We start from the raw sequence: 299 nt of genomic DNA on the forward strand, positions 1-299 counted from the left end.
ACGTAAAATAATTTCTCCATCTTGATCTTTTACAATACGAACACGTGAGACACTACGTACAGTATTGGCTTTTGGTGCAGTTGAAATTGCCTCACCATTTTGTAAGCGTTGCACACGTAACTTACGCATATGATGATCGTCATAGGCATAGTTCAAATTATTTTCATAATCTGTCAGTTTGGGATCAATTGGAATAATATAGACGCCCTTCTCATTCCATAAATCTAACCAGTTATCATGCTCAGAGTGGTCCAACATATCTGCCTCAGCCCAAATAAAAGCTGTAATTTCATTGAGCA

1 protein-coding gene is annotated in these 299 nt (G+C 37.5%); it reads right to left on the reverse strand.

The genetic code is table 11. The features are described 5' to 3' along the window. The coding region (locus tag FLQ44_RS19760) for an aromatic-ring-hydroxylating dioxygenase subunit beta (RefSeq protein WP_206209002.1) at positions 1 to 299 on the reverse strand (299 nt) is incomplete at both ends.

The sequence above is a fragment of the Vogesella mureinivorans genome (genome assembly GCF_007644035.1).
In the GTDB taxonomy this organism is placed as follows: domain Bacteria; phylum Pseudomonadota; class Gammaproteobacteria; order Burkholderiales; family Chromobacteriaceae; genus Vogesella; species Vogesella mureinivorans.